The organism is Pseudomonas sp. NPDC089996, assembly GCF_044748405.1.
Lineage (GTDB): Bacteria > Pseudomonadota > Gammaproteobacteria > Pseudomonadales > Pseudomonadaceae > Aquipseudomonas.
Genome location: NZ_JBIVGA010000001.1, coordinates 311,218 through 324,699, shown reverse-complemented (window position 1 = coordinate 324,699; position 13,482 = coordinate 311,218). Strand labels below are relative to the sequence as shown.

At 61.4% G+C, this 13,482-nt stretch carries 14 protein-coding genes; 6 read left to right on the top strand and 8 right to left on the bottom strand.

Annotated elements, in window-relative coordinates; genetic code table 11:
- Positions 1-64 precede the first annotated feature (64 nt).
- The gene (locus tag ACIPW4_RS01565; RefSeq protein WP_068576205.1) at positions 65-622 is read left to right on the top strand and encodes a hypothetical protein; all 558 of its coding nucleotides are present in this window, start codon (positions 65-67) and stop codon (positions 620-622) included.
- On the opposite strand, the gene ACIPW4_RS01560 is transcribed toward ACIPW4_RS01565, so the two are convergent.
- Complete coding sequence (locus ACIPW4_RS01560) at positions 619-1,830, bottom strand: tyrosine-type recombinase/integrase (RefSeq protein ID WP_400654230.1); 1,212 nt, start codon at positions 1,828-1,830, stop codon at positions 619-621. The two genes, ACIPW4_RS01565 and ACIPW4_RS01560, sit on opposite strands and share 4 nt — an antisense overlap.
- A gap of 331 nt (positions 1,831-2,161) precedes the next feature.
- Between ACIPW4_RS01560 and ACIPW4_RS01555 the strand changes: the two genes are divergently transcribed.
- A complete protein-coding gene (locus ACIPW4_RS01555; protein WP_400654228.1) occupies positions 2,162-3,892 on the top strand; it encodes a dipeptidase in 1,731 nt (576 codons plus the stop codon).
- 184 nt (positions 3,893-4,076) lie between these two features.
- On the opposite strand, the gene ACIPW4_RS01550 is transcribed toward ACIPW4_RS01555, so the two are convergent.
- Positions 4,077-4,622, bottom strand: a complete 546-nt coding sequence (locus tag ACIPW4_RS01550) for a hypothetical protein (protein ID WP_400654226.1) — start codon at positions 4,620-4,622, stop codon at positions 4,077-4,079.
- 317 nt (positions 4,623-4,939) lie between these two features.
- Between ACIPW4_RS01550 and ACIPW4_RS01545 the strand changes: the two genes are divergently transcribed.
- Positions 4,940-5,377, top strand: coding sequence for a CBS domain-containing protein (locus tag ACIPW4_RS01545; protein ID WP_400654225.1), 438 nt, complete (start codon positions 4,940-4,942; stop codon positions 5,375-5,377).
- A 7-nt stretch (positions 5,378-5,384) separates the two neighbouring features.
- Here ACIPW4_RS01545 and ACIPW4_RS01540 read toward each other — a convergent pair whose 3' ends face one another.
- From ACIPW4_RS01540 to ACIPW4_RS01530, 3 genes are all read right to left on the bottom strand, one after another.
- On the bottom strand, positions 5,385-6,023 hold the full coding sequence (locus tag ACIPW4_RS01540; protein WP_400654223.1) for an NADH:ubiquinone oxidoreductase subunit N: 639 nt from the start codon (positions 6,021-6,023) through the stop codon (positions 5,385-5,387).
- A gap of 69 nt (positions 6,024-6,092) precedes the next feature.
- Positions 6,093-6,335, bottom strand: a complete 243-nt coding sequence (locus ACIPW4_RS01535) for a DUF2789 domain-containing protein (RefSeq protein WP_400654221.1) — start codon at positions 6,333-6,335, stop codon at positions 6,093-6,095.
- 61 nt (positions 6,336-6,396) lie between these two features.
- Positions 6,397-6,855, bottom strand: coding sequence for an aminoacyl-tRNA deacylase (locus ACIPW4_RS01530; protein WP_400654219.1), 459 nt, complete (start codon positions 6,853-6,855; stop codon positions 6,397-6,399).
- Positions 6,856-6,952: 97 nt separating this feature from the next.
- Here ACIPW4_RS01530 and ACIPW4_RS01525 point away from each other — a divergent pair, with 97 nt between their 5' ends.
- Together ACIPW4_RS01525 and ACIPW4_RS01520 are read left to right on the top strand one after the other, a co-directional pair.
- A complete protein-coding gene (locus tag ACIPW4_RS01525) occupies positions 6,953-8,302 on the top strand; it encodes a nodulation protein NfeD (RefSeq protein ID WP_400654217.1) in 1,350 nt (449 codons plus the stop codon).
- 2 nt (positions 8,303-8,304) lie between these two features.
- On the top strand, positions 8,305-9,057 hold the full coding sequence (locus ACIPW4_RS01520) for a slipin family protein (protein WP_060507606.1): 753 nt from the start codon (positions 8,305-8,307) through the stop codon (positions 9,055-9,057).
- A gap of 115 nt (positions 9,058-9,172) precedes the next feature.
- On the opposite strand, the gene ACIPW4_RS01515 is transcribed toward ACIPW4_RS01520, so the two are convergent.
- Complete coding sequence (locus ACIPW4_RS01515; protein WP_079230387.1) at positions 9,173-9,805, bottom strand: LysE family transporter; 633 nt, start codon at positions 9,803-9,805, stop codon at positions 9,173-9,175.
- 163 nt (positions 9,806-9,968) lie between these two features.
- On the bottom strand, positions 9,969-11,879 hold the full coding sequence (locus ACIPW4_RS01510) for an ATP-binding cassette domain-containing protein (protein WP_400654215.1): 1,911 nt from the start codon (positions 11,877-11,879) through the stop codon (positions 9,969-9,971).
- Between the two features lie 50 nt (positions 11,880-11,929).
- Here ACIPW4_RS01510 and ACIPW4_RS01505 point away from each other — a divergent pair, with 50 nt between their 5' ends.
- Complete coding sequence (locus ACIPW4_RS01505) at positions 11,930-12,409, top strand: TIGR02444 family protein (RefSeq protein ID WP_400654213.1); 480 nt, start codon at positions 11,930-11,932, stop codon at positions 12,407-12,409.
- Here ACIPW4_RS01505 and ACIPW4_RS01500 read toward each other — a convergent pair.
- Positions 12,385-13,431 carry an AlgP family protein gene (locus tag ACIPW4_RS01500; protein WP_400654211.1) on the bottom strand — a complete coding sequence of 349 codons (1,047 nt, stop codon included), beginning with the start codon at positions 13,429-13,431 and terminating at the stop codon, positions 12,385-12,387. The genes ACIPW4_RS01505 and ACIPW4_RS01500 overlap by 25 nt on opposite strands.
- Positions 13,432-13,482 lie beyond the last annotated feature (51 nt).

Below are 13,482 nucleotides of genomic sequence, written 5' to 3'. Positions count from 1 at the left end.
GACACGTATCGACACGGAGCGAGGCGTGTGCCATGATTTTCGGAAATGAGTTCAGGAGATTGTGATGGCCAAGGCCCAGCCGAACAGAGTCAAAGCTGAAACCCTTTCCCTCAGGATTTCGCCAGAGCTGAAGTTCGGGCTTGAGCTGCTTTCAAGAATTGAGGAGCGCTCGTTGACCACTCAGGTAGAAAAAGCTTTGCGTGAGCTTTTTGCTACTGCTCGTATGTCAATCGATTATTTCAGCAACACCGATATTCCAGAAGAAATTCCTCGTCATGAAATTTACTTTCTAGACATTCTTCACATTGTTAATTCGGTTGATGCGCCGACAAGGCTTGTGCGCACGGCAATGCTATTGCCCTACACAATGAACCAGCGCGAGCAAGTGCTAATGGAGCTCATCCATAGCCAGACAGTTTTCCGAGGCGAAGACACCGATATATTCCCAACTGATAATGAATATACAGAAGCTCTTGACTGGGTGACTGAAAACTATTTCACCAGATATTCTGGAATAAGTTTCAAAGCAATCCGCAAGAACTGGACAAGGCTAAATGAGGTGGCTGACCAAACCATTGAGCTTGGCCACTACCCACCGGAAATTGAGTGGGAAGGCTGCTAGATAAGCTCTACAGCTGCGGCCTTGGTGTCCGGGGCCAAGTGGGCATAGCGCAACGTCATGGCTATGTCAGAGTGCCCCAGCAGCTCACGTACGGTATTCAGCGCTACGCCAGCCATCACCAACTTTGACGCGAATGTGTGTCGCAGGTCGTGCCAGCGGAAGTTCTCGACCTTGGCCAACTTCAATACGCCATCCCAACTTTTTTTAACGTTGTCGAGCCTCCCAGCGTCTTTCGCCGGGAATACGAATCCAACGCGAACAAGATCACCGCGCCACGCTTTCAATACTGCGAGCGCTTCTTTGTTCAGCGGGATATGACGGGTCTGTCCTGATTTTGAAGTTTCGCCCTCTACCGTGAGAAACTTCCCCTGAAAGTTCACGTCACGCCAATGCAAGTTGAATACCTCGCCGCGACGCATGCCGGTATTCAGTGACAACAGCACCAGCGGTTTCAGGTGGTCGGCGAACTTAGCGGCGCGCAAATCTGGAAGCAATTCACGGTTGCGGGCGGTGCGCCAGGCATTTGCGCTGTCGCGGTCGGCCCGAATACTCTCCTCACGATCGGCCAGGGCTTTGCGCAGGGCCTGCTCCTCGGCCAGGTCCAAATAACGCACCCTACCGCGCCCGTCGACCTTGAGCCGCTTTACCTTCGCCAGCGGGTGCTCAGGGAGAACGCCCCACTCTACGGCACGGCTCAGCAGGCCTTTCAACCTGGTGACGTTGCGGTTTGCCGTGGCCGGGGAGCGGCCAGCGGCCAGCCAGCCGGTGCGCACCTGCTCGATGCGCTTCTGCGTGACCTGGTCCATGGGCAGCGCCAGCAGATCGGCGAAGCTGTGGCGGATGGCGCGCACGCTGTTGTCGCCGTCGCGCTGATGCGCCAGCGCCCAGGGCTCGAATTGGTCGCGCAGGAACGCTTCCAGCGTCGGCATTGCGTCGGATAGTCGAGCCTGGGTGATCAGCAGAGGCTCGCCGTGCTCATGCGCCTCGGCCAGGTACCGGGCAGCTTCCCGGCGGGCCTGCTCAAGCGTGACCACGTTCACCCGGCCGAGGGTCGCCGTCTTGTTCCGGCCCCAGGTCACCATGTAGCTCATGTGGCCAGACGGCAGCACCCGAATGCACAGGCCTGGCTGCTGGGTGTCGTGCACGCGGTAGGCCTTTTCCTGAGGCGCCAGGGTGGTCAGAAGCTTGGCAGTGAACTTGGTTTTCATGGCGCTCCAGATCCGTGACAGCAGGGTGACAGCAGAAAGCACTATACCGCCCTGTATATCCATACACAACCATACGATATAGCCCAATGAATACGGGCATCACCCCGTAATTATTGGGTCTCGCTTTGCCCTCCGAAGGCAGGGGTCGTGGGTTCGAATCCCGCCGAGTGCGCCATCTCTGAAAGCCCCGGGATCATTCCCGGGGCTTTTTCATTTGTGCGACATGTCGCGTTTCTGGCACTGCCGTGCCAGGGTCATTGGTGTTAGCGTGGGCCCCTTCCCGTTGCCGACGGGTATCCAACAACAATGATTCGCGAAGGAATGCGTGCCCATGCACCTCAAAAAGCTCACCTCCACCGCCTTGCTGCTGGCCGGCATCGGCCTGTTCACCCAACCGGCCCAGGCCAACCTCTCCCAGCAACAATCCGCGGCCATCGTCAAAGCCTTCGACGGCAGCGACCCGGCAGACTTCAAGCAGTTCCTCGGCAAACTGAAGGGCAGCGACCTGGCCCACGCCAACAACCTCACGGCGACCCTCGACGCCTACCTGGCCGGCAAAACGCTCGCGGACGAGCAACAGAACGAGATCAACCGCCTGCTCGGCGTGTACACCCGCATCAAGTACGCCAAGGCTGCCACGCAAAACCTGCGTGAACTGGTGGCCATCCCCACCTTCAGCGTCGACGGCGTGCCTCAGCACGAGAACCCCGAGTTCCTGAAGATCGCCGACAAGATCAAGGCCCTGGCCGAGAGCTTCGGCCTGGCCTTCCGCAACGTCGACAACCGCGTCTACGAGATTTCGCTGGGCGAAGGCAAGGAAGTGGTCGGCATCCATGCCCACGCTGATGTGGTACCGGTCAACCCGGACAACTGGAAGCTGGCCGACGGCACTCGCCTCGACCCGTTCAAGGTCACGCTGGTCGGCGACCGCATGTACGGCCGCGGCACCGAGGATGACAAGAACGGCATCATCGTCGCACTGTATGCGCTGAAAGTGGCCAAAGACGAAAACCTGCCGCTGGCCCGTCAGTTCAAGCTGCTGATCGACACCACCGAAGAAACCAGTGGTGAGGCCATCCCCTACTACTTCGAGCGCAACCCTACCCCTGACTACAACCTGGCTCTCGATGGCGGCTACCCGGTGGTGATAGCCGAGAAAGGCTATGGCACGGTCATGGCCAGTTTCAGCAAACGCAAGGCCACAGGCCAGGGCGCGGAAATCATCAACCTGACCGGCGGCCTGGCGACCAACCAGATCCCGACCACGTCGGTGGCGACCCTGGTGGCAGACAACCCGGCCGAGCTGGCAGAGCGCCTGGAAAAAGCCGGCGCCGACTACGTGAAGCGCAATGGCAATGACTTCAGCATCGCCGCCAAGGCAGACGGCAACAAAGTGCTCCTGACCGTAACTGGCGTGTCTGCTCACTCTTCCGAGCCAGAGTCAGGCGTCAACCCGGTGGCCCGCATGCTTGTCTTCCTCGATGGCCTGGGCCAGCAGGTGCCGCTCAAGCGCAACCACTTCACCGATGCAGCCCGCTATGCCGCCGACAACTGGGGCCTGGACTACCTGGGCAAGCAACTGGGCATAGGCTTCGAAGACACGTTCATGGGCCCGCTGACCACCTCGCTGACCTTCGTCGGCGTGGATGACAAGGGCCTGAAGCTGGCCGTGAACCTGCGCATCCCCAAAGGCAAGCCACTGGCCACGCTCAAGGACCAGCTGGCCGACAAGCTGGGTAAATGGGCCCGCCAGAGCCACACCTCGGTCGCTTTCGACTACAGCCTCGACGAGCCGATGTTCCGCAACCCCGAGGGTGAATGGGTCAAGGCCCTGCTGGATGTCGCCAGCGAGAACCTGGGCATGAAACACGAATTCGGCACCTCGGCCGGGGCCACCTCGGTGCACGACCTGCCCAATGGCGTGCAGTTCGGCCTGGCCATGCCGGACGTGAAGTACACCGGGCACAACGACAACGAGTTCAAGACCGTGGAGCAGTTCATGCTGGATCTGCAGATCGTGAGCGAAATGGTGGCGCGGATTGGGCAGATGCCGAAGCTTTGAGCAATACTTGCAGCGGCGCAAGCATCCAACTACCATTGGCCCTGACTACGACGACAGCAGAAAATTTGTCGGCGGTGCTGCGAAGGCTTCAGAACACTGAGGTCATATGAAGGGAAATTGAAGGCAAATGGGTCGTTCCACTTGAGTGTGGGAGATTCGCCTCCAAGGCCGTCCTTCCGCGTAGTCAGCTGATATTCCTGATCTTGGCCTCGGTTGCATGATATGCAGTAACCGGGGCCAAGTACTTTCTACCCCCCTCCACTCGTATTTTGACCACGGCGACCGCGTAAAAGCTGGCCTTGCCAATCCGGACCTTCTGTCGCGTATTGAAGACGATAGCCTGTGCATGTTTCGGCTTGTTCAAACCGACCTGGCTTTGCGGCGAATACGCCGCGAGCAGAATGTCCAGGACCTCTGCGACCGTACACCGATCCTTGGTCACCCTCGCATCCAAAGGATGAGCGATCGCTTCCAGATCCATCAGAATGCCTCTCTGATTGGGCAAGTCCCACCCCTTCTCCCTACAGATTTTTCTGACACGATCAAATTGCTTAGGCGTGAGCACGTACGAGAAAACAGGCACACCTTCGTCATTTTCCCCATGGCCAGGGACGCTACGACGGGCCAAGGCAATTTCAACCAAGGCAATGAAGGAATCTTGCAACGCGCTCTGTCCCGGTAATTGAGAGCTCCCCATGATTTCTTGTTTTCCATCGCAATCATTTTCCATTCCAGAAAGACCAGCGCCCAGGTGCACAGCACCACGGGCGTGAAGATCTCAGTGCGTACTGGAACTTAGGCGTTTGATTACGGTGGGTAAATTCGAAGTCCGAAGCTATCGTAGGGCACAACCCGTAGGTAATTTCTGATAGATCTTAAAGCCGCCTTGTTTTCACCAGCGCCTGGCCTGCCTACTTTGACCGCCACTCACGCCCTGATGACGTTTTTCAATCGACTCCATGCCGTTTCCTGCATTGCCGTGCAGGCTGGCGTGCCGGATGCTTTATTTACTCCAATGGCTCGTCTTTTCCACCCGCAGAGGCCCGTATGAAGACCGTCGAACAAATCCTCAAGACCAAGTCCCAGCACCAGACCGTGTACACCATCGGCCCGGATGACTCGGTGCTCGACGCCTTGAAACTGCTGGCGGAAAAAAACGTCGGTGCCCTGCCGGTCGTCGAGAACGATCAGGTGGTAGGGATCGTCAGTGAGCGGGACTACGCACGCAAGCTGGTGCTCAAGGGCCGCTCCTCGGCCGCCACGCCGGTGCGCGAAATCATGAGCGCGCCAGTGATCACGGTTGAGCCAAAGAAGAATCTGGATTACTGCATGCAGCAAATGACCGACCGCCACCTGCGCCATCTGCCAGTCGTCGAGAACGGCAAGCTGCTTGGACTGCTGTCGATTGGCGACCTGGTGAAGGAAACCATCGCCGAGCAGGCCGGATTGATCAAGCAGCTGGAACAGTACATTCGCGGCGAGTAACCAGGCCTCAGTGGTAGGCGCGCTCCAGCTCGTCCAGCTGATGGTCGAAGCTGCGCAGCCGCGCCGACCAGGTGTACACCAGCACCTCCAGGTCACGATTGAGCACGGCAGTGTTGCCATGACCGTTGCTCGACGGCTCGCACAGGTCCAGCTGATAACGCTCACGTGCCATGGCCGTGGCCACGCTGGACAGGTCGCGGGCATTGGCCAGCCAGTGATGGTGATGGTCGTGTATTTCCCGGTCGAGTGCCCGGCACTGGCGTTTCAGCGCCTCCAGGCTCTGCTCCAGTGGCGTGCCCTTGAGCTCACCCATCACCTCCTCGAAGGTGCGCCCGGAATGCCAGTAACTACCCCAGAAGTAGCGGTCAAACACCGTTTCGACACGCCGGAGCGCGACCTTGGTGTTCCAGATGGTCAGCAACGTTCGCCCCTGTATCACTTCACGCTTGTTCAGGCGCAACTGCTGCCAGGCAATCCAGGTCAGCGCCAGCAACGCGACCGCGCCAGTGACGGCGGCGGCAGCGTAGAGGAACTGGATGGCCTGGTTCATCTGCTGGGTGTGGCGGATGCCATAAAAGTAACCGGCCGTCAGGGTACCCAGGATCGTCACGGAGCACCAGAAAGCTGGTGCGTAGGGATCTTTCATCACGCTATCCCCTCTTGTTTTTCCTGAGCATAGCAACGGCCAATCACTCGTCAGGTGCCGCTCGGCACTTTATTTTTTGGGGCGGCGCAGCGCTTCGTTGAGTTGATCGAAAGGCACCGCCCAATCGGCATCTTCGATGATGCTTTCCTTCAGGAAGGCGCGCTGGGAATCGCTCCAGAACGGAGCATCTACCAGCTTGGTCTCGTTCTTCAACGGCGAATGGCTGGTGATGAACTGGTCGATGCTCTGCGCGTCGTCGGGCAGACCCAGTTGCTTGAACAGCTCGGCGAATGGATGGATCGGTGCGTCCATGGTTCCTCCTGTGTGCCGGGCTGGCCGTCCACGACGCCGGCCCGGCATTGGCTTGAGAACATCAGCACAGCTCGCGTACTTCGGCTTGCGGTACCAGTTTGAGGTACTGCTCCATGCTCATGTGGATCAGGTGATCGTGGTCACCCGCCTCCAGGTAGACATCGCCTTGGCGGGTAAGACTCGAATCGAGCAGCATCTTTATCTGATAAGCGTCACCCATTGCCGGGATGGCGCCGCGCTCGCAGTCGCCGAACAACGTCGGCAAGGCGCTTTCGCGGGTCAGTTGCCAGGCGCCGGACATGCGCACTTTACTCATGTCCATGTGCCGGTTGGCCGGTAGCACAGCCATGATGTAGTTGCCGTGGCGGTCGTCGAGCATGACCGACTTGGCGACCCGCTCGGCGGGCACCCCGGCCGTGCGCGCCGATTCAAGGCTGGTGGCCGAGTGTGGATGGGGAATGATGTCGTAATCGCAGTTGGCCTGGTCCAGGCGCTGCTGCAGGGTCTTGGCCATACGCATGATGCACCTCCGGTTTCGCCCCCAACTTTCAATTTTAGGCCTTGGGCGGGCAGGCATGGCTAAACTTCAAGCAGAGAGGTCGACGAGGTGACGACAGGTGATCACGCGCTGTTGCCGCTGCCTGCTGCTGTTGCTGCTGCTTGGACTTGCCCCGGCGGGGCAGGCAGCGCCCGGCAGTGTCTGGGTGCTGGCCATCGATGACCCCATCGGCCCGGCCAGCGCCGACTACCTGCTGCGCAACCTCGAACAGGCCAAGGCCCAGGGCGCGCAGCTGGTGGTGCTGCGCCTAGACACCCCAGGCGGGCTGGACAGCGCCATGCGCCAGATGATCAAGGCGATTCTCGCAAGCCCCGTGCCGGTGGTCAGTTACGTAGCCCCAAGCGGCGCCCGTGCCGCCAGTGCCGGCACCTATATCCTGTATGCCAGCCACGTCGCAGCCATGGCGCCGGGGACCAACATCGGCGCCGCCACGCCCGTGCAGATCGGTGGCATGCCCGGTACGCCACAAGACGACAAGGCCAAGCCGAGCGACGATGAACAAACCCTGGCCCGCAAACAAGTCAACGATGCGGCGGCCTACATCAGGGGCCTTGCCCAACTGCGCGGGCGCAATGCCGACTGGGCGGAACAGGCCGTGCGCGAGGCGGTCAGCCTGTCAGCCAGTGAAGCATTGCGCCTGAAGGTGATCGACCAAGTGGCCAACGACCTGCCCGACCTGATGCGCCAGCTCGACGGCAAGACCTTGGTCGCTGCCGACCAACCGCATCTACTGCAAACGCGGGATGCCGCCCTGATCGAACATCTCCCGGACTGGCGCACGCGCTTGCTGGCCGTCATCACCAACCCCAGCGTGGCGCTGATCCTGATCATGATCGGGGTGTACGGCTTGTTGTTCGAGTTCATGAACCCGGGCTCGGCGCTGGGCGGCGTCGTCGGTGGCATCTGCCTGCTGCTGGCGCTTTACGCCCTGCAGCTGTTACCGGTGAGCTTCACCGGCGTGGCGCTGATCCTCCTCGGCATCGCTTTCATGATCGCCGAGGCGTTCCTGCCCAGTTTTGGCGTGGTCGGGTTCGGCGGCATCGTCGCCTTTGTGGTCGGCGCCGTGATCCTGATCGACACCGATGCACCAGGTTTTGGTATCCCGCTGGTGCTGATCGGCACGCTCGCCGTGCTCTCGGCGCTGCTGATCGGTGGCGTGCTCGGCATGGCCATCAAGGCCCGTCGACGGGCGCTGGTCAGCGGTGACGCCGGCCTGGTCGGCAGCCTGGTGATGGTCACACAAGTGATGGCGGATAACCCGTTCTGTGGTTCGGTACAGGCCCAGGGCGAACAATGGCAAGTCCAGTGCACCACGCCTCTGCAGGCTGGGCAGAACGTCCGGGTCACGGCACGCCATGGCGTGATGCTGCAAGTGAGCGCCGCCGCCACCATGGCGCAAGGAGACTGATGATGTTCATGCAAGTGGGTTTCGGCGCGGTGCTGATCGTGCTGGCGATGCTGTTGCTGTCAGCATTCCGTATCCTGCGCGAGTATGAGCGCGGCGTGGTGTTCCAGCTGGGGCGCTTCTGGCAGGTCAAGGGCCCGGGGCTGATCCTGCTGATCCCGGTGATTCAGCAGATGGTCCGGGTCGACCTGCGCACCGTGGTGCTGGATGTACCGCCACAGGATGTGATCACCCGCGACAACGTGTCGGTGAAGGTCAATGCGGTGTTGTATTTTCGCGTGCTCGATCCGCAGAAGGCGATCATCCAGGTCGAGGACTTTCTGGTCGCCACCAGCCAGCTGGCCCAGACCACCTTGCGTGCGGTGCTGGGCAAGCACGAGCTGGACGAACTGCTGGCCGAGCGCGAGCAGCTGAATCTGGACATCCGTCAGGTACTGGACGCACAGACCGATGCCTGGGGCATCAAGGTGGCCAACGTCGAGATCAAGCACGTCGACCTCAACGAATCGATGGTTCGGGCCATTGCCCGTCAGGCGGAAGCCGAACGCGAGCGGCGCGCCAAGGTGATCCACGCCGAGGGTGAGTTGCAGGCGTCGGAAAAGCTGATGCAGGCCGCGCAGATGCTCAGCAAGGAGCCGGGGGCCATGCAGTTGCGTTACATGCAGACGCTGGGGACGATTGCCGGTGACAAGAGCTCGACGATAGTCTTTCCGCTGCCGGTCGATCTGCTGAAGGGTCTGGTGGACAAGCAGAAATAGCTGGGGGCGCTTTGCGCCCCTTTCGCGACACAAGGCCGCTCCTACAGGAGACAGCGTTCCCTTGTAGGAGCGGCCTTGTGTCGCGAAAGGGCTGCAAAGCAGCCCCAGGGATTTGTCAGATCGGCGCCCGGCGCAAAGTGGCCAGGAAGGTGGCCGCACCAATGAACAAGCCAGCGAAGGTCCGGTTCAAGCGCTTCTGCTGCTTGGGCGTGCGCAGCAGGCGCAGCACCCGCGAAGCCAGCCCGGTGTACCCCGCCATCACCAGCATGTCGACGCTGATCATGGTCACGGTGATCGCGATGTACTGCGGCAGCAGCGGCGCGTGTGGGTTGAGGAACTGCGGCAGCACCGCGAGCATGAACACCAGCGCCTTGGGGTTGCTGACATTGACCAGGAAACCACGGAACACCAGGCTCAACGGCTTGCCGATCGGACGCACGCCGGACTCGTCGGCCATGTCCATCGGCAAGGCACGCCATTGCTTGTAGGCCAGGTAGACCAGGTAGGCGACACCGAACCACTTGATGACCTGGAAGGCGGTGGCGGAAGCGGCCAGGATGGCGCCAACGCCGGCGGCAATGATGGCGATCTGCACGATCAGGCCCAGTTGCAGGCCCAGGGCATTCCAGTATCCACGCCAGAAACCGTACTGCAGCCCGCTGGACATCGAGGCAATCGCCCCGGCACCCGGCGACAGGCTGATCACCCAGCACGCGGCAAAGAAGCCCAGCCACACTTCCATCGACATCACACACCTCGCTTAACAATTGTTGCAAAACGTTAAGCTAAGGGGTTGGCGAAAAAATAACCAGTAAATTTTGCGGACATCTATCGCCTGTACCGGCCTCTTCGCGGGCACGCCCGCTCCCACAAATGCCCGCGAAGGGGTCAGCACTGGCAACATCAATGGATCAGGACAAAGCCTCAAGCTCAGCCTGCATGCTCTCGAGGGTTTCCAGAGCCTCCATCCAGGCCTCTTCCAGCTCGCCCTCTCGTTGCTTCAACTTGGTCTGCCGCGCCAGCAAATCACGCAATTCATCCTTGCGCGCCGCTTCATACACACCACCGTCGCCCAACGCAGTCTCAACCTCGGCCAGCTGCGCATGCAGCTGGTTGAGCTCGCTCTCCAGCTTGTCGGCCGCCTTCTTGTGCGGTGCCAACTGCTGGCGCAAGGCCGCAGCAGCCTGACGCTGGGCCTTCTTGTCGGTCTTGTCCGGGTTGACCGGGGCGTTGCTGACCGGCGCACTGCGCTGGCGGTACTCGACCAGCCAGCGGCTGTAGTCGTCGAGATCGCCATCGAAGGGTTCGACCTTGCCATCGGCCACCAGCAGGAAGTCGTCAGTGGTGCTCTTGAGCAAGTGACGGTCGTGGGAAACCACTACCACGGCACCGGCAAATTCCTGCAGGGCCATGGTCAACGCCAGACGCATTTCCAGGTCGAGGTGGTTGGTCGGTTCGTCGAGCAGCAGCAGGTTCGGCCGCTCCCAGGCAATCAGCGCCAACGCCAGGCGGGCTTTCTCGCCACCGGAGAAATTCACCACCGGCTCATCGACGCGGCCACCATGAAAATCGAAACCACCCAGGAAGTCGCGCAAGGTCTGTTCGCGCTCGGCCGGCGCAATGCGCTGCAGGTGCAACAGCGGGCTGGCCTTGTCGTCGAGCGAGTCGAGCTGGTGCTGGGCGAAGTAGCCGACGGCGAGATTCTCGCCACGTACCAGGCGGCCCGACAATGGCTCGAGCTCACCGGCAAGGTTCTTGATCAACGTCGATTTGCCGGCGCCGTTAGGGCCGAGCAGGCCAATGCGCGCACCCGGCACCAACTGCAGCTTGACCTTGTCGAGGATTGCCTTGTCGGCATAGCCCAGGCGGCCTTCGGACAGGCTCAGCAACGGGCTGGAGATTTTCTGCGATTCACGGAAGACGAAGTCGAACGGCGAATCGACATGCGCCGCCGACAGCTCTTCCATGCGCTCCAGGGCCTTGATCCGGCTCTGCGCCTGCCGGGCCTTGGTGGCCTGGGCCTTGAAGCGGGCGATGTACTTTTCCATGTGCGCGCGCTGCGCCTGCTGCTTCTCGTAGGCCTGCTGCTGTTGCGCCAGGCGCTCGGCACGAGTGCGCTCGAAGGCACTGTAGCCGCCCTTGTACAGGTTGAGCTTGCGCTGTTCGACATGCAGCACATGGTCGACCACGGCATCGAGGAAGTCGCGGTCGTGGGAGATCAGCAATAGCGTGCCCGGGTAACCCTTGAGCCAGTCTTCGAGCCACAGGATCGCATCGAGATCGAGGTGGTTGGTCGGCTCGTCGAGCAGCAGCAGATCGGACGGACACATCAGTGCCTGGGCCAGGTTCAGGCGCATCCGCCAGCCACCGGAGAAGTCACCGACACGGCGGTCCATCTGCTCATTGGTGAAACCCAGGCCAGCCAGCAGTTTGCGCGCGCGGGCATCGGCGGTGTAGCCATCGGCGACTTCCAGCTCACTGTGCAGGCGTGCCAGGGCGGTGCCGTCGTGGGCCTGCTCGGCCACGGCCAGTTCGGCCTGGACCTTGCGTAGACGGGCGTCGCCGTCGAGCACATAGTCCACGGCCAGGCGGTCGAGGGTATCGACTTCCTGGCGCATGTGGGCAATGCGCCAGTCACCAGGCAGCTGGCAGTCGCCGGAGTCAGGCGACAGCTCACCGCGCAGCAAGGCGAACAGGCTGGATTTTCCGGCGCCGTTGGCGCCGATCAGGCCGGCCTTGTGACCGGCGTGCAGGGTCATCTCGGCGCCTTCTAGCAAGCGCTGCGGACCACGCTGTAAAGTGAGGTTGGATAGTCTGATCATAGTGGTCGCGGAGTCTACCAGCTTCCTCGGCCCGCAGCGTGAGTGGAATCATGTACACCGACCTGTGGAATCACGCCCTGGCGCTGTATGCCCGCCCGGGAGTCGAAGCGGCCTGTCTGGATGTGCAGGCGATGGGGGGCGACGTCTGCCTGCTGCTGTGCGCGACCTGGTTGCAGGCGCGTGCAGTTGCATTGAATGAAGAACGCGCCCAGGCACTGCGAGCGATTGCCGGGCCGTGGCAACACGATGTGGTGGCGCCGTTACGCAGCCTGCGCCAGCAATGGCGCGCGGCCGCGCAGCACGACCCGCACCTGGCGGCGTTGCGTGAGCACGTGAAGGGGTTGGAGTTGCAGGCTGAGCAGCAGTTGCTGCAACGGCTGGAAACCTGTGCGCGGCAGTGGCCCACAGGCTCCCGTGAGCCCACGGACTGGCTGGACCGGCTGGCACCGGACCAGGCCCGTGGCCACGACGCGCTGGTTAGCTTGCGCGTCGCGGCCGCAGCGCTTCAGGAAGCCGAAGACGGCGACTGAGCTGGAGTGCTGGCGGGTGCCGACGGCGTGGCAGGAGCGGACGAGTTGGTCACTGGCGCGCTGGCAGCTGGCGTAGCCGGTTTGGCTTCGGCGGGTTTTGCTGGGGCCTTTGCTGCAGGTCTGGCTGCGGGCTTGGCTGCGGCAGGTTTGGCTGGAGCCTTCGCGGCAGCAGGCTTGGCTGCTGGCTTGGCTGGGGCCTTGGCTGCAGCAGGTCTTGCTGCTGGTTTGGCTGGGGCCTTTGCTGCAGCAGGCCTTGCTGCTGGTTTGGCGGCAGCAGGTTTGGCAGCAGCCGTTCTGGCGGCAGCCTTGGCTGCGACTGGCTTGGCGGCCGCTGATTTGGCCGGAGCTTTGGCAGCGGCAGGTTTGGCAGCTGGCTTGGCAGCAGGTTTAGCGGCAGCGGTTTTAGCCGGAGCTTTGGCAGCAACGGTTTTGGCGCCGGCTGCGCGAGCGGGGGCCTTGGCGGCTGGCTTGGCGGCGGTACGAGCAGGGGCTTTGGCGGCAGCTGGCTTGGCAGCGGCGGCGCGAGCTGGTGCTTTGGCGGGTGCCTTGGCGGCAGCAGGCTTGGCAGCGCTGCGGGCCGGTGCCTTGGCAACAGCCGGTTTCGCAGTCTTGGCAGCCACTGCACGCTGGTCGAGTGCCTTGCCAGCGGCCTCACGAACCTTGCCGACACCTTGAGCCAGCTTCAGGCTTTCCTGGGCGTCACGCTTGAGTTGCTGAATGTAAGTACGGGTCTGGGTCTGGCGTTCCTTGAGTGAATCGAGCAATCCTTCAAGTTCACCGATAACCTTTTGTGCCTTGTTCTGCGCCTTGGCTTTGCCTGACTTGGCCGAGTCCTGCAACTTCAGGCGGCCGTTATGCAGTTTTTCCTGGGCTTTTCCGCGCTGCTTTTCCAACTTGGCCAGCAATTTCTCCGCATCAGCCAGCGCTTGCGAGCAGGCTTCTTCCAAGTGTTCGAGCAGGCTGCCCGAAAGTTGCTGGAGCAGGTGTAACGGCGTATTTACTGGCTTCTTTTTAGCCGACATGGTTTACCTCCTGGCTGACGAGATTGCGGCTCATACTATGCTTCTGCTGCT